The sequence below is a fragment of the Streptomyces sp. NPDC046925 genome (genome assembly GCF_040644915.1).
In the GTDB taxonomy this organism is placed as follows: domain Bacteria; phylum Actinomycetota; class Actinomycetes; order Streptomycetales; family Streptomycetaceae; genus Streptomyces.
In genome coordinates this window covers 508,518-522,785 of record NZ_JBEYWZ010000001.1, presented here as the reverse complement: position 1 = coordinate 522,785, position 14,268 = coordinate 508,518, and the positions used below count along the sequence as shown (strand labels likewise).

The following is a 14,268-nucleotide window of genomic DNA, read 5'->3' as shown; positions in this document are numbered from 1 at the left end:
GCGATCATTGCCGGACGCCACATAGCATCGTGTAATTCGTGATGCGGATCTCACCACCCCCGGACGGGGGGTGTCCGGAGGGAAAGGTCTTGGGCGTGACGGCTGACGGAGGTGAGGCGGTCGAGATGCGGGCCGCGCTGCTGCGGCTGCGGCGCGCCACGGGGCTTCCGGTGGCCTTCGGGGGTCTCGTCGAGGGGCGGCGGCAGGTGCGGATCGGCGAGTTGACGGGCACGGGGACGCCCGCGCTGCGGGGGCTCGCGGTATCGGCGGGGAACGGACTCGGCGGCAAGGCGGTCGCGCTCTCGCGTCCCTGCGCGGTCACCGATTACCACGGATCGCGCCACATCAGCCATGAGTACGACTCCGCGGTCGCCGCGGAGGGGCTGCGCTCGGTGCTCGCGGTGCCGGTGGTGGTACGACGCCGGGTGCGGGGCGTGTTGTACGGGGCCCTGCGTTCGGCCCAGCCGCTCGGCGACCGCACGCTGTCGGCCGCGGTGGACGCGGCGCGGGACGTGGAGCAGGCCCTCGCCGTACGTGATGAGGTGCGCGCGCTCCTGGTGGCGGCGCGGGAGCCGCAGCCGGGCGCCGGTCCTGCCTGGGAGCAGGTCCGCGAGGCGCACGGCGCGCTCCGGGAGCTGGCACCGCGGATCGCCGACCCGGCGTTGCGGGCCGACATACTGGCGGTGTGCGGCCGCCTCGCATCGGCGGCGACGCTGCCGCCGGCCCGGGAGCGGACGGTGTCTCTCGCGCCGCGTGAGGTGGACGTCCTCGCGTGCGTGGCCGGGGGCGTGACGAACGCGGTGGCGGCGCAGCGGCTCGGGCTGCGGCCGGAGACGGTGAAGGGGTATTTGCGGGCGGCCATGCGGAAGTTGGGCGCGCATACGCGTCTTGAGGCGGTGGTGGCGGCGCGCAGGGCGGGGCTGTTGCCGTGAGGGCCGCCGTGAATGCCTGCGCAGAATGCCTTCGCGGGTGCCTTACGGAGCGACGCCGACGGCGTATTGAATGAGGCCCCTGAGGGGGTGATGGGCATGGTGTCCACGGACCGTTTTCTGGCCTTCGCGGCGATGTCGCTGCTGGTGATCGTGATCCCGGGGCCGAGCGTCCTGTTCGTGATCGGCCGGGCCCTGGCCCATGGCAGGCGCACGGCCGTGGCGACGGCGCTCGGCAACGTCTTCGGGTCGTACGTCCTGGTGCTCGCCGTCGCGTTCGGTGTCGGATCGCTCGTCGAGCGGTCGGCCGCGGTGTTCATGGCGGTGAAGCTGGCGGGCGCCGCGTATCTGGTCTTCCTCGGCGTGCAGGCCTTCCGGCACCGGGGCGAGATGCGGGCTCAGTCCATGGGGGCGTCCGAACCCGGCGACGCGCGCTCCGACCTGCGGACGGTCCTGGACGGCGCGCTCGTCGGCGTGACGAACCCGAAGGGCATCGTGTTCTTCGCGGCGGTGCTGCCACAGTTCGTGGATCACTCGGCGGGTCATCTGCCCGCGCAGATGCTGCTGCTCGGTCTCGTCCCGATCGGCATCGGCCTGGTCACGGACACGCTGTGGGGCCTGACGGCGTCCGCGGCCCGCAGCTGGTTCGCCCGCTCGGAGCGGCGGCTCTCGATGATCGGCGGGGCCGGGGGCGTCACGATGATCGGGCTCGGAGTGACCGTCGCGGCGACGGGCCGGGCGGACTGAGACTCCGTCCGCTCAATCCGCTCTCGACCCGCTCAACGCGTGATGACCGTGCCGGATCAACGCGTGATGACCGTTCCGAAGCGGATGTCATACGTGGCGGCCTCGCTCAATGGACCGTTCAGCAGCCGCTCGGCCTCCTCCGTCAGCTCGTGGCGCTGCGCCCCGGTCAGCTTGCCGAACGGCTCGATGGTGAGGACGGCGGACCCCTTGGCCTCGCCCGCGCCCTCCTCGATGCGCCACACCCCGGCGAGGAAGCCGTCGACCAGGAAGACGCTGTAGGCGAAGTTCCCCTTCCACGTACGGCCCTTGTACTCGGCCGGTACGACGCGGCTGCGGTCGGCGTGCGACAGGAGGAGGTTGTCGTACTCGGGAAGGAAGCGCACCGGCGCCGGGATGTCCGCGTCAGGGCGGGGCGCGTCGGGCAGGTCGAAGAGCTCGACGCCGCTCTCGTCCCGGAACGTACGGAGCTCTGGCCGCAGCCGCTCGAAGACCTCCCGCAGCCGCGTCAGGCCCGCCCAGGTCTGCATGTCCTTGACGGATGCGGGCCCGAAGGCGGCGAGGTAGCGCAGCACGGTGGCGTCGGGCGCGGGCACCGGCTCGCTGGGGCGGCCGAGCCAGTGCTCGGCGGTGGTGAGCGCGACCTGCCCGCTGCGTCCCCACAGGCCGCGCGGGGTGACCTGGACCAGCGGCAGCGAGCAGCGGGCGGCGACGGCGAGCGACTGCGGGTCGGCGTCGGGCCAGTGCGGCAGCAGGACCTCCCGCAGCTGCTTCATCGTGCGGGGCTCCTCCTCTACGGCGGCGCGGGCGAGCGAGGCGAGCTCCGCCAGGTCGACCCCGGTCAGCCCCTTGCGGAAGGCGTGCAGCTCACGGTCGCGGGCGCCCTGTACCAGCGGACGCAGGGTGAGAGCGTCGTCGGCGGTGTGCAGGTGGATGGTCGAGCGCATGGTGACGATGCGTACGAGAGCGCGCTCGGCGAGAAGCCCGGAAAGGTCCTGCGGGTCGAAGCCTTCGAGCCGTGCGGCGAGCGCGTAGTAGGGCGGCTTCACGTTCTGCGCCTGGAGACCGAGGAGGTGCGTGACGGCGCCCTCGACGGAGAGGCCGACCGAGCGGCGCAGGAGGAGTTGCCGGTCGAGGGTGGCACGGCCCAGGGCGCGCGTGCTGAGCACGGGGGCGGGCGGGGCACCGGAGGGCTTCGACGTACTGGGCTCGCTCGACCTGTGCGACGTGCTCGGCGTCTTCGTCATGCTCCGCACGCTAGCGGGACTTGCGGACACCTGCTGTCCGCAAGCGCGTCGGGACGGTGCCATGCTCGCGACTTTTGGGGCGTATATCCTCATCGAGGCCGCAAAGACACACGTTCGACCTCGGAGGCATCCAGCATGGCGGAGCGCCGGTCCCGGCCCGTACCGGGCGAGAAGAGGCACGGCTGGCGGCGCACCGCCCCGGCCAGGGCCTCTTCGGCAGCGGGGAACGGAGCCTCCGCGGACCCCGGGGCCGCACCCGCGGCCCTCTCCCCCGCACCTGCGGACGCCGCGAGCATCGTGGAGGCCGCGCTCTACCGTGACGGGGTCCGCGTCGCGACGCCCTCCTCCCTCGCCGACACCTTCCGGGCGCTGCGCGAGCAGCGCGACGGCATGGCCTGGATCGGCCTCGCGCGCCCCACGGAGGCCGAACTCCTCTCCCTGGCCGCCGAGTTCGACCTGCACGAGCTGGCCGTCGAGGACGCGATGGAGGCCCATCAGCGCCCGAAGCTGGAGCGCTACGGGGAGACCCTGTTCGTCGTCCTGCGCGCGGCCCGCTACCTGGACGCCCCGGAGGAGGTCGACTTCGGCGAGCTGCATGTGTTCGTGGGCCCCGACTTCGTCATCACGGTGCGCCACGGCGCCGCGCCGGACCTGACCGCCGTACGGCGCCGCATGGAGGAGAGCCCGGAACTCCTCAAGCTCGGCCCGGAGGCCGTCCTCTACGCGATCCTGGACGCGGTGGTCGACGGATACGCCCCGGTCGTGGCGGGCGTCCAGAACGACATCGACGAGATCGAGACCGAGGTCTTCAGGGGCGACCCCGCGGTCTCCCGCCGCATCTACGAACTCTCCCGCGAAATGGTCGAGTTCCAGCGCGCGACCCGCCCCCTGGTGGCGATGCTGCACTCCTTGATGGCGGGCTTCGCGAAGTACCGCACCGACGAGGAACTCCAGCGCTACCTGCGTGACGTCGCCGACCACGTCACGCACACCAGCGAACGCGTCGACGGCTTCCGCCAGGCCCTCACGGACATCCTCACGGTCAACTCCACACTGGTCACACAGCAGCAGAACGCGGAGATGCGGGCACTGGCGGAGGCGGGCTTCGAGCAGAACGAAGAGATCAAGAAAATCTCCTCATGGGCCGCCATCCTCTTCGCCCCGACCCTCGTCGGCACGATCTACGGCATGAACTTCGACGAAATGCCGGAACTGCACTGGGCGTTCGGCTACCCGTTCGCGATCGGTCTGATGGCCGTGGTCTGCGTCAGCCTGTACTTCATCTTCAAGCGACGCGACTGGCTGTAGAGCTGCAGGAGTCCCGGAGAACGGGGCCGACCCCACCAGCCAGGCGCGTCGCCCGAACGAGGTTGCTAGCGACGTGACTTGCCCGTCTCCGTGACCGGTCTGTCGTGTCGTAGTTCGGCGAAGAGGCGGGCCGAGCGTTCGGCGTCCCACTTCAGTACGTTGCCCTTGGACGTCGGGACGCCGAAGCCGGACACCGGTACGTTGATGCGTTTGCCCTTCCCGCCCGAGACCGCCTGCACCGCCCGGAACATCTTGCTGAGATCGGGCAGGCTCATGTCCTTGTCGACGATGAGGGTGTCGAGGCCCGCCTGCACGGCCGGGCCTATCTCCGTCGGGTCGAAGAGGGTGTCGGGGCGGGCCGCCTGGTGGGCCAGGGTCGACAGGAATTTCTGCTGGTTCTTCGAGCGCCCCAGGTCACCCTCCCTCTCCTGGTGCCGCTGGCGGACGAAGGCGAGCGCCTGCTCGCCGTTCAGGGTGTGGCAGCCCTTGCGCAGATCCGCGCCCGACTTCTCGTCCTTGATGTCCCGGTCGAGACACATCCGTACGCCGCCGATGGCATCGACGATGTTCACGAACCCGGCGAAGCCGATCTCCGCGTAGTGGTCGATGCGCAGCCCGGTGTTCTTCTCGACGGTGTGCACGAGGAGTTCGGGGCCGCCGTAGGAGAAGGCGGCGTTCAGCTTGTCGCCCTCCGGCAGCTTGGTCTTGCCCGTCGTCGTGTCGAGGCGGCCGGGCAGAGTGACCCAGGAGTCACGCGGCAGGCTGACCAGGCTGGAGCCGTTGGCCCCGGTGTGCAGCAGCATCATCGAGTCGGTGCGCCGCCCGCCTCCCCCGCCCGCCTTCAGGTCCCGTACGGCGTCTTCCGACAGGCCGTCGCGGCTGTCCGAGCCCACGATGAGGTAGTTGGTTCCTTTGCCGGGTGGCGGACGGTCCCCGTACGCGCCGAGGTCGACGTCACGGTCGAGCCGGGTCTCCGCCCAGCCGTAGGTGCCGCCCGCCAGGGCGAGCACGACGCCGAGCAGGACGAGCACCGCCCGCCGCAGCTTCTTGCGTTTCTTCGGCTGCCGGGCGTGGGCGCGCCGGGGCCCGTAGCGGGAGCTGGGCCGTTCGGCGAAGGGCGTGATCTGTCCGGCCCGCTGGTCGAGCGGGTCTGTCATGGTCGGCTCCCTTGCAGGCTCCGCCGCTCCTCTTCGGAGGGCGCTTCAAGGAGATACGGATCGGCGGTCCCGGTGCGCTGCATGCTGTGCCACTTCAGGCGGGTGCCGAGCAGCGCCGTGGTCACGGAGTGGATGACCACCAGGTACATCAGCTGCCGGTACACGAACTGCTGGAGCGGGAGCGCCCACAGCACGCGCAGCCGTTCGCGGTCGAGCCGCAGCGCGTAGGCGGCGGTGACCAACTGGACGGACAAGAAGCCGAGCCAGACGAGGGCGGCCTCCAGGGGATCGCGGAACACCGCCCCGAACAGGGCGAACATGTCGACGACCGGCGCGCACAGCGGAAGGACGATCTGGAACAGCGTGACGTAGAGCAGTACGCGACGGCCGAAGCGCCCGGCGGGCCCCACCTCCGTCACGGCGTGCCGGTGCTTCCACATCGACTGGAGGGTTCCGTAGCACCAGCGGTAGCGCTGTCGCCACAACTGCCGGATACTGACCGGCACTTCGGTCCAGGCGACCGCCGACTCCTCGTAGACGACGCGCCAGCCCGCCCGCCAGAGCGCCATCGTGAGGTCGGTGTCCTCGGCCAGGGTCTCGTCGCTGACACCGCCGACGCCCATCAGGGCGTCCCTGCGGAAGGCGCCGATCGCCCCCGGCACCGTCGGCATGCACTCCAGGATCTCGAACATCCGCCGGTCGAGGTTGAAGCCGAGCACGTACTCCAGGTGCTGCCACTTGCCGAGCAGGCGGCGCCGGTTGCCGACCTTGGTGTTGCCGCTGACCGCGCCGACCGCCGGGTGGGCGAGCGGCTGGACGAGACGGGCAAGGGCCTCGGGTTCGAAGATGGTGTCCGCGTCGACCATCACGACGATGTCGTGGCGGGCGTGGGCGAGACCGGTGTTGAGGGCGCTCGGCTTGCCTCCGTTGGGCTGCCGGATCACCGTCACCCGCGGGTCGTCGATGTCCTCGGCGATGTCGGCGGTGGTGTCGGTCGAGCCGTCGTCGATCACGATGATCTGGAAGTGCGGGTGGGTGGAGGCGAGCAGCGAGTGCACGGTGGAGGCGATGCCCGCCTCCTCGTTGTACGCGGGGACCAGGACCGTCACCGGGTCGCGCACTTCCCGCAGCCGTGGCGCGCCGGGCCGGTACCGGTGCAGCCTGCGCACGTGCAGCCGGGCGAACAGCATGAACAGGAGCATCCGCAGGACGCCGAGCACGCCCGCGAGCGTCAGCGTCCACACCATCACGGTGAGGAAGGCGCGCCCGAGCTTCTGCGACCAGATCAGCCCCTCGCCCTTGATCTCCTGCGCGACCGGGACCGCGTGGACGAAGGAGGGACGGCCGAGGCCGCCGCTGACCGTGGTGAACGACTTCACCCTGCGGTCCTTCAGGAGGTCCTCGGCCTCGCGGTAGCCGAGGTCGGTCTGGCTGTGCTGCGACACCAGGCCGCGCCACGGCTTGCGGTCCTTGTAGTCCGACGCGACCACGAGGTACCCCTGCGCCGCCGCTCGCCGCGCGGCCGTCCACTCGGGGCCGCAGAGCGTGTCGGCGGCCGTGGTGTGCGGCAGCCGCAGCAGGGTGGTGTTGACGCCGGCCGCGCCCGCGAAGGCGGACTGCGTGAGGGACAGTTCGAGGCGTGCCCGCAGCGGTGAGGCGACACCCAGGTCGCCGCCGCTGAAGGTGTACGAGCCGACCTCGTGGCCCTCGCGCACGATCCGCCGCATCAGCTTCGGATGCCGGGCCGCGTCCTTCCCGTAGACGAAGAAGGTCGCCCGTGCGTGGTGTCTGCGCAGCAGGTCGAGCACGCGCGGCGTCCACTCCGGGTCGGGCCCGCCGTCGAAGGTGATCGCGACGGTCCCCGGCGGCATGGCCGTGGTGTCGACCCCCTTCGGGCCGAACCTGAGGATGGGCTGCCCGTCGTCCGCCTCGCGCGGGATCGGGCGGGTGCACGGCGGCTTGGTGCGTGCCGAGTCGATCTGGTGGGTGGTCCAGCCCTCGAAGAGGAGGGCGACGGTGACGACCAGAAGGACAAGGAGGAGGACGAGCCAGTGTCCGCGCGGCGGGCGGTGGACAGCGGCCTGCCGGCTCACTGCCCCTGGCCCCCGGCCGGCGGGGCGCTTCTGCCGGCGGGCGGGCGGCGGTCGTGGCGGTCCGCGCGGTCCGCCGTGTTCGAGGACCCTTCGGTGCGGTCCGCCGTGTTCGAGGAACGGCCCGCCCGGGCCCCGGTCTGCGATCCGTCGGTGCCGGCTCTGGCCGGTGTTCCGGAACCGCGCCGCGCGTCGCCGGTGTCCTGGCCGGTGGGCGCCGGTGCGTTCGTGCTCGGCGGCTGCGTGCCGACGGGTTGCAGAAGTCCGCCGACCAGCGTGCCGACGAACAGCAGATATCCGAGGCAGGCGCCGCCGGTGATCAGGGCCATGCCTTGCAGCGTCCGCTTGCGCAGGCCCGACTGGTCGATGAATACGGGGTCTTGGGGCGCGACGGGCCGGGGACGCCGCCTCTCGGGCGCGCCCGGTGGCTCCGGCGCCCGGCCCGGTGGGCCCGGCGTACGGGGATGCGCGGACGACCATCGCCCGTCGTGCGGTGTGCTGGCTATGTGGGGGGTGCCCTGCACTGGTGCTCCTGATCTGTGGCCGCGCACGCGCGACTCTTTATGTGGGGGGACGGACCCGGAGGCCCGCTGTACCGCACGTGAGACGTCAGAGCCGCACCCGAAGCCCGGCCGCGCACGGGTGGGCTCCCGTACGCGCGCGCATGCCCCGCGTCCTCTCCGGGAGGGGCCGGAGAGCCGCGTACGCATGTGCCCCGACAAGGGCCGGGAGGCCGAGGTGCAGCCGTCAGCCGTCACGCAGCCCCCGACCCTACTCGGGCGAACCGGGTCGGGCACCCCCGAACGGACGGTGGCGGCGGTCACTCCGGGGTGCGGCAACACACCGTTTACCGGTCAGCAACGCGGCCCGCTCACCGCTGGGCGGACAGCTGGAGGCGACGACATCGCCCGTTCACCTCGCGGTTCGCTGTCCGACGCCCTATCTGCCGGGCCGACTTCACGACAAGATCACATAGTGCTCCTGTCATTAAATGCCCATGACAGACAGGATGCCCTTTCATGGCCAAGTCCCGTACAGAACAGCCTCGCAGGAACCAGTCCGGCAGACGTCGGTCCTCATACGGCCGCCTCGCTCTCGTCACCGCCGTCGCCGCCATGGCCGCGACCGTGCCGCTGAACTCCGGCGCCTTCGCCGCCACGGCCCTGCCCGCCGTCGAGCCGCGCGCCGAGACCCCCGCCCTGCACGACGACGAAGCGGGCGGCGACGCGGACGCCGACGACCCGGCGATCTGGCGCAACCCCGCCGACCCCGGCCGCAGTCTGGTCGTCGCGACCGCCAAGCAGGGCGGCCTTCGCGTGTACGACCTCGACGCGCGCGAGGTGCAGTCCGTCGCGGCGCCCGCCGCGCCGGGCCCCGACGACGCGCCCGGCCGCTTCAACAACGTCGACCTGGTGCACGGTCTGCGCCTGTCGTCGGGGAACGCGGACCTGGCGGTGACCAGCGACCGCGGCAGCGACCGGCTGCGCGTCTACCGCATCGACCGCGACCGCGCGGGCGGCCCGCTCACCGACGTCACCGACCCGGCCGCGGCGCCCGTCTTCTCCTCCTCGCAGGAGGAGATCAACGAGCAGCGCACCGCGTACGGCCTCGCGACATGGACGGACCCCTCCACCGGCCGGTCCTACGCTCTGGTCAGCCGCAGGGAGCGGACGAGCATCGCGCTTGTCGAACTGACGGCGAAGAGCGGCGGAAAGGTCGGCTACCGCAAGGTCCACACACTGGACCTGCCCGCCGGCTTCCGTCTGCCGAACGGGACTTCGTGGTCGCCGTGCGGTGAGCCCGGCGAGCTGCCCCAGGTCGAGGGCATGGTGGTGGATCCGGCCAACGGCACGCTGTACGCGGGCCAGGAGGATGTCGGCATCTGGCGGCTGCGCGCCGACCTGACCGGCAAGCCCCGACTGGTGGACAAGGTGCGCGAGTACGGGGTGCCGGGGACGTACGACCCCTCGACCGAGGAGTGCTCCGCGGGCGCCGACCCCGGCTATGGCGGCAAGCGCCTCACGGCCGACGTGGAGGGTCTGACGCTGCTGCGCCAGGGCCGCGGCGACGGCTATCTCCTGGCCTCCAGCCAGGGCGACGACACCTTCGCCGCGTACGACCGCGAACTGTCCGACGGCAACGAGTACGAGGGCGGCTTCCGCGTCGGTGCCGCGTCCCCGGCGCTCGACGGCTCCGAGGAGTGCGACGGCGCCGCGGTCCTCGGCGAACCGCTGGGCGACCGGTATCCGCACGGGCTGCTCGTCGTGCAGGACGGCCACGACGCGCCCGGCGACCCCGAAAGGCCTTCCACGAACTTCAAGTTCGTGGATCTGGGTGACGTGCTCGACGCGGTCGACGACTGACGCCGGGACACCTCGCACCTGGCGAGCGATGAAGGCGGCGGCCCCACGGGGGTCGCCGCCTTCTTTTGTTCCGGTGCGGATAACGCTTTCTTCAAGTTGAATTGGCTACCAATATACGCGGCTCCGACCATGGCCTGAATTCCGCCCGCACAGAATAAGACGCTCCTCCCGCAAGGACGATCGAGAGTTCGTCCGGCACATGACAATGGCACGAAACACCCGCTCTTGACTCGTTCTTTTCGGCGCGTCCCGCTTTCATTGCTGGCCCGGCCGGGAACCGGCACGTCAGACCCCTGTCCGAAAAGGGCGGACACCGGTCGGCAGATGAGATGCGTGTGAAAACAGTTGTGGCCAATCACAGTTGACGGCCCATCAGCTGCACGTCGCTATTTTTGGACATACCACGGGAAGGGTCACCTCCCCGAAACATTTGGCTCTACGGTTCTCCAGGTGGGGGGAATCACGAGGGGCACGAGGGGGGGATTCGCCGATCGTGGCGGCGCTGCGTGAATACCGGGGGGTGCACGCAAGCCCGTAGCGACGGCGGCTTTTCTTTCGAGGGAGCTCCGCGCGGCAACGACCGAACCTCTGCCGCCGGAGCACACGGCGCTGTCCGGACCGACCAGCCGGACGCGCCCTCGGCAATGAAGTCCTTCTGCCCATCGGCGTGCTCGAACAATCAGGACTCTGCGCAGGTTGTGCCCGCCCACACATAAACGTCGGGCAACACAGGGACTTCACGAAGGAGACCCCCGTGACGGAATCTCGACCTCACGACCCCGCTTCCGCGGGGAGTGGGCTGCTGTTAGAAGCGTTCGACCCCCAGCTGTTCCGGGAAACTTCCGAAACCGCCCTTGCGAAGCTGGAGAAGCACCTTTCGGATCTCTCCATCAGGGGTCTCGAACTGACCGATCCCGCGGAATTGTCACGGGCCGCGAAAGCCCTGATGACGACGGAACGGGAAAAGGTGGCGGCGTTCGACGAGGAGAAGCTGGCAGGGATCATCGACCTGTACGTAAGGACCGGTATCCAGGTGCACTCGCCCGGATACATGGGCCGGCAGTTCTCCGGCGTCGTGCCGCTCGCCGGCGTCATCGACTTCGTCAGCTCGGTGGTCAACCAGCCGGCCTCGTTCTACGAGGCGGCCCAGCTGCCCAACGCCGTGGAACGGATCATGGCCGATGAGCTCAACAAGTTCATCGGCTGGGATCCGGCCCGGTTCACCATGGTGACCACCTCGGGCGGTTCCCTGGCCAACCTCACCGCGCTGCTCGCGGCACGCAACCAGAAGCTGCCCGGCTACTGGTCGGAGGGCGGGTCCGCCCTGCGGGGCCAGCCGCGCCCCGCCATCGCGGTGGGCGCGGACGTGCACTACAGCGTCGCGCGGGCGGCCGGCGTGATGGGCATCGGCGAGGCCCAGCTCGTCCGGTTGCCGCTGAACAGCCGGGGGCAGATCTCCACGGCGGACGCACGGCCCGCCCTGGAGGCGGCCGAGCGGCAGAACCTGAAGGTGTTCTGCCTCGTCGCGTCGGCCGGCAGCACGTCGGTGGGCGCCTTCGACCCCATCGACGAACTCGCGGAACTCGCCCGCGAGAGGGATCTGTGGCTGCACGTCGACGGCGCCCACGGAGCGAGCCTCCTGGTGTCGGACACCCTTCGCGAGAAACTGCGGGGAATCGACAAGGCGGATTCCCTGACCTGGGACGCGCACAAAATGATGTTCGTGCCCGCGCCCTGCACGATGCTCTTCTACCGGGACAAGGAAGCCAGCCGCACCGCGTTCCGGCAGAAGGCCAGTTATGTGTTCGACGAAGAGCCGGACATATACACCGCGTACGACAGCGGCGGCAAGAACTTCGAGTGCACGAAACGGCCGATGATCATGACCCTGTGGTCGCTCTGGGCCATGTACGGGCCCGCCTTGTTCGCGGAGAAGATCGAATATCTCTGCCAATTGACGGAGGAGGCCCACGCCATCGTCAGGGTCGAGCCCGACTTCGAGGCCGTGCACCGCCCGGAAGCGAACATTCTGTGCTTCCGATATCACCCGGCCGGGATCAGGAAAGAAGAAGTACACCGTCTCCAGATCGCCATACGCAACAGCGTGAAGCTCCGGGGAAACTTCTTCATCTCCAAAGTGAACGTCGACGGAGTGGCCGCACTGCGCGTGGTCATGATGAACCACCAGATCACCGCCGAGCACTTCCGGATGCTGATCTCCGAAATCAGAAGGACAGGCCAGGAACTGCTCAGCGAAGAAGCGGGAGCAGAAACAGCTTAGAGGGGACGGATGTTGAGTACTTCGCATGTTCCACAGGCCACACACGTTCCGCCGATCACGTCATCGCCCGGCGGCGCCCGTGAACTGGCCAACTGGCTCATCCCCGACTGGGAGTTGTTGCCGGAATCAATTGAAGCCGTAACGGCCCTGCCCTCGTTCGCGAGCAAGTTACGTGAATGCGAACGGGTCTGCCAGGCACCGTACAGCGAGGTGCCGCACGAGGTTCAGGAAGCCGTCGTACTGCGTCGTCTGCAGCAGATGGTGAACACGGTGATGCTCAATCCGCTGTGGCGCGACCGGCTGCGCAACGCGGGGACCGTGCGCGCCCCCGAGACGTACGACGCATGGCAGCAGATCCCGCTCTCCGACAAGGACATCCAGCGCGACTTCTTCATGGAGTCACGCCCCGGCCTCGTGGTGCCCCTGACCCGCGGGGAGTTCGAGATCGTGGCCAGCGGCGGCACCAGTGGCGGACGTCCGCTCGAAGTCGTTTACTCCCTGCGGGAGTTGAAGGACACGTACGAGATCGCCGGCCGCTTCATGGGGACCTATCAGCTCGCCGGATACCTCGTGGGCACCGACCCCAAGTGGCTGTTCACCACACTGGCCGACTACCAGATGTGGAGCAGCGGCACGATGGTGGGCGGTGTCCTCCAGCATGTGCCCGGCGTGAACTATGTCGGCGCGGGTCCCGTCACGGCCCCGGTCCTCGAGCACATGTTCTCCTACAAGGGCCCCAAGGCCCTGATGGGGATCTCCGCGGGCATCGGGATTCTGAGCGAGCTCGGTGTGGGCATGCGCAAGGAGTCCAGGGAGAGCTTCCGCGTCGCCCTGTACGGCAGCGGGGTGCTCTCGCAGCGCAAGCGGGTGGAGTTGCAGGCGCTCTACCCGAACCTGTCGATCCTCAGTTACTTCGCCGCCACCCAGGCGGAGACCATCGGCCTTCAGCTGGATCCCGCGTCGCCCCATCTGTCCGCGGTGCCGGGGCTGCACTTCATCGAGATCGTCGACGAGAACGGGCGCTGGGTCCCCGAGGGCCAGGAGGGTGAACTGGTCGTCACCCGCCTGCACGCCCATGAGGCGCCGCTGCTCCGGCTCAAGCTCGGCGACCGCATGATCCGGCGGCCGCGGACCGAGGGCCCGGGTCTCAAGACCCAGCAGTTCGAGTTCGCGGGCCGCACGGGCGATGTGCTGCACATCAACGACAGCCAGTACTCCGCCGCCCGTGCCTACGACGCCGTGCGCGACGAGCTGAAGGCCGCCGAGGCGGTGGACCTGGACGCGGTGGCGCACGAGGTGCAGTTCGTCAACCACCGCGAGGGCAAGACGATCACGCTGTTCGCCTCGGTCGACGACGTGCTCGGCATCTCGTACCGGACGGACACGACCCTGGGTCCCTACGGCGTGCAGCAGCTGTTCGTGAACGCCCTGCCGCGCTCTCTCTCGCTGTTCAACCACGGGGAGGCGAACCCCGCGTCGATCGAGAAGACCGGTTACAGCTTCCAGCTCAAGTTCGTGCCCCGCCTCTCGGCCGAGATCGAGCGGACGGCCGTCGGCAAGGTCCCGCTCGTGCGGGACCGGGGTTAGCGCCTACAGGAGGAGTGAGGATGAAGCCGCAAGTCAACATCATCGCGGTCGTCGACGTCATCGGAGCGCTCTCGGGCAGCACCCTGCTCAATGGCAATCTCTGCATGATGGACGACGGCGAGCACAACAGCGCCCATCAGGGCACGCCGGACCTGTGCACCGTGGTCCAGCCCGGTCAGGTCGTCTCGTGGACCGCCCTGGCCGTGGACCTGCAGACCCCGGTCGAGATCAAGAACATCTCGTTCGTGCCGGCGGACGACAGCCACGCCCGAGGCCGGCAGCAGGGCCAGGGCCAGGGCCACGACCAGCCCCACGCACAGGGGCAGGCACAGAGCCAGTCCAACGGCCACGCTGCGGGCGAGCACTCCGAGGGCGACAAGCTCGACCTCGACGTGTGGACGGGCGTGGTCCCCAACTGGCTGCAGCCCGGCGTCGCCTACCAGTACCGCCTGGAACTCCAGATGTACGAGGGCGCGAACAGCGTCATGCACGTCGACACCCCCGCGTTGATGTGCCGGCAGCACTGACGGCCGGAGCGCGACGACAAGGGCCGGGAATCAAG

Annotated in this window: 11 protein-coding genes; 7 read left to right on the top strand and 4 right to left on the bottom strand. The window is 69.7% G+C overall.

The genetic code is table 11. From position 1 onward, the window contains the following. The first annotated feature begins 95 nt into the window (after positions 1 to 95). Together ABZ906_RS02110 and ABZ906_RS02105 are read left to right on the top strand one after the other, a co-directional pair. The gene (locus ABZ906_RS02110; RefSeq protein WP_361192960.1) at positions 96 to 932 is read left to right on the top strand and encodes a helix-turn-helix transcriptional regulator; all 837 of its coding nucleotides are present in this window, start codon (positions 96 to 98) and stop codon (positions 930 to 932) included. A gap of 96 nt (positions 933 to 1,028) precedes the next feature. Continuing rightward, positions 1,029 to 1,676, top strand: a complete 648-nt coding sequence (locus ABZ906_RS02105; protein WP_361376292.1) for a LysE family translocator — start codon at positions 1,029 to 1,031, stop codon at positions 1,674 to 1,676. 56 nt (positions 1,677 to 1,732) lie between these two features. Here the strand turns inward: ABZ906_RS02105 and ABZ906_RS02100 are convergent, their stop codons facing one another. Continuing rightward, positions 1,733 to 2,920, bottom strand: a complete 1,188-nt coding sequence (locus ABZ906_RS02100) for a winged helix DNA-binding domain-containing protein (protein WP_361376289.1) — start codon at positions 2,918 to 2,920, stop codon at positions 1,733 to 1,735. A gap of 135 nt (positions 2,921 to 3,055) precedes the next feature. On the opposite strand from ABZ906_RS02100, the gene ABZ906_RS02095 reads away from it, so the two are divergent. Continuing rightward, complete coding sequence (locus ABZ906_RS02095) at positions 3,056 to 4,228, top strand: magnesium and cobalt transport protein CorA (protein WP_361376286.1); 1,173 nt, start codon at positions 3,056 to 3,058, stop codon at positions 4,226 to 4,228. 65 nt (positions 4,229 to 4,293) lie between these two features. On the opposite strand, the gene ABZ906_RS02090 is transcribed toward ABZ906_RS02095, so the two are convergent. The 3 genes from ABZ906_RS02090 to ABZ906_RS02080 are packed head-to-tail and all read right to left on the bottom strand — an operon-like array spanning position 4,294 to position 7,804. After that, positions 4,294 to 5,385 carry an LCP family protein gene (locus tag ABZ906_RS02090; RefSeq protein ID WP_361376283.1) on the bottom strand — a complete coding sequence of 364 codons (1,092 nt, stop codon included), beginning with the start codon at positions 5,383 to 5,385 and terminating at the stop codon, positions 4,294 to 4,296. Beyond that, positions 5,382 to 7,478, bottom strand: a complete 2,097-nt coding sequence (locus ABZ906_RS02085; protein ID WP_361376280.1) for a bifunctional polysaccharide deacetylase/glycosyltransferase family 2 protein — start codon at positions 7,476 to 7,478, stop codon at positions 5,382 to 5,384. Before ABZ906_RS02085 ends, ABZ906_RS02090 begins: the two co-directional genes overlap by 4 nt. Further along, positions 7,475 to 7,804 carry a hypothetical protein gene (locus ABZ906_RS02080; RefSeq protein ID WP_361376277.1) on the bottom strand — a complete coding sequence of 110 codons (330 nt, stop codon included), beginning with the start codon at positions 7,802 to 7,804 and terminating at the stop codon, positions 7,475 to 7,477. Before ABZ906_RS02080 ends, ABZ906_RS02085 begins: the two co-directional genes overlap by 4 nt. A gap of 786 nt (positions 7,805 to 8,590) precedes the next feature. On the opposite strand from ABZ906_RS02080, the gene ABZ906_RS02075 reads away from it, so the two are divergent. From ABZ906_RS02075 to ABZ906_RS02060, 4 genes are all read left to right on the top strand, one after another. Beyond that, complete coding sequence (locus ABZ906_RS02075; protein WP_361378004.1) at positions 8,591 to 9,838, top strand: phytase; 1,248 nt, start codon at positions 8,591 to 8,593, stop codon at positions 9,836 to 9,838. 754 nt (positions 9,839 to 10,592) lie between these two features. Further along, on the top strand, positions 10,593 to 12,119 hold the full coding sequence (locus tag ABZ906_RS02070) for an aminotransferase class V-fold PLP-dependent enzyme (RefSeq protein WP_361376274.1): 1,527 nt from the start codon (positions 10,593 to 10,595) through the stop codon (positions 12,117 to 12,119). A gap of 210 nt (positions 12,120 to 12,329) precedes the next feature. Continuing rightward, positions 12,330 to 13,706 carry a hypothetical protein gene (locus ABZ906_RS02065; protein ID WP_361376271.1) on the top strand — a complete coding sequence of 459 codons (1,377 nt, stop codon included), beginning with the start codon at positions 12,330 to 12,332 and terminating at the stop codon, positions 13,704 to 13,706. Positions 13,707 to 13,726: 20 nt separating this feature from the next. Next, a complete protein-coding gene (locus tag ABZ906_RS02060) occupies positions 13,727 to 14,233 on the top strand; it encodes a hypothetical protein (protein ID WP_361376268.1) in 507 nt (168 codons plus the stop codon). The last annotated feature ends 35 nt before the right edge of the window (positions 14,234 to 14,268 follow it).

What these genes read in the sequence shown, in the direction of transcription:
- ABZ906_RS02105 (WP_361376292.1), top strand. Translation starts at nt 1,029, where the DNA reads ATGGTGTCCACGGACCGTTTTCTGGCCTTCGCGGCGATGTCGCTGCTG.
- ABZ906_RS02100 (WP_361376289.1), bottom strand. Translation starts at nt 2,920, where the DNA reads ATGACGAAGACGCCGAGCACGTCGCACAGGTCGAGCGAGCCCAGTACG.
- ABZ906_RS02095 (WP_361376286.1), top strand. Translation starts at nt 3,056, where the DNA reads ATGGCGGAGCGCCGGTCCCGGCCCGTACCGGGCGAGAAGAGGCACGGC.
- ABZ906_RS02090 (WP_361376283.1), bottom strand. Translation starts at nt 5,385, where the DNA reads ATGACAGACCCGCTCGACCAGCGGGCCGGACAGATCACGCCCTTCGCC.
- ABZ906_RS02080 (WP_361376277.1), bottom strand. Translation starts at nt 7,804, where the DNA reads ATGGCCCTGATCACCGGCGGCGCCTGCCTCGGATATCTGCTGTTCGTC.
- ABZ906_RS02075 (WP_361378004.1), top strand. Translation starts at nt 8,591, where the DNA reads ATGGCCGCGACCGTGCCGCTGAACTCCGGCGCCTTCGCCGCCACGGCC.
- ABZ906_RS02060 (WP_361376268.1), top strand. Translation starts at nt 13,727, where the DNA reads ATGAAGCCGCAAGTCAACATCATCGCGGTCGTCGACGTCATCGGAGCG.